The organism is Vibrio sp. T9 (assembly GCF_003123985.1).
Lineage (GTDB): Bacteria > Pseudomonadota > Gammaproteobacteria > Enterobacterales > Vibrionaceae > Vibrio > Vibrio diabolicus.
On the sequence record NZ_NIGY01000083.1, the window covers coordinates 1 to 400 of the forward strand.

The following is a 400-nucleotide window of genomic DNA, read 5'->3' on the forward strand; positions in this document are numbered from 1 at the left end:
CGAGCCGAACCGTGGCCTGGAACTTGCCGCGCGCTGTGTCGTCGAAACGGGAACGGCGAGTCTCTATCGCGCCCTCAACGAGGTAACCGACGAGCCGGTATTGCGCGAACTGACGAACTACATCAAGAGCGACGAAGTCCGTCATTACAAGAACTTCTACCAGCACTTCCGCATCTATCGCGAGCTCGACAAGATCGGTCGCTTCAGCACCTTGCGCACCTTGCTCAAGCGCCTGAGCGAGATCAAGAACGAGGACAGCGATATCGCGCTGCGCCACGTGTTCAACATTCGCCATCCCGACAAGGCGGACGATGACGCGGAGTTTCGTCGCATCGCAGGTCGCGCGGAGGGCTTGCTCAAGAAGCACCTCCCCGCCGAGATGACGGTGAAGATGCTGCTG

At 59.8% G+C, this 400-nt stretch carries 1 protein-coding gene; it reads left to right on the forward strand.

The annotated features are described in order from the left end of the window. A partial coding sequence (locus tag CBX98_RS25530; RefSeq protein ID WP_146192919.1) for a ferritin-like domain-containing protein occupies positions 1-400 on the forward strand: 400 nt, incomplete at both ends.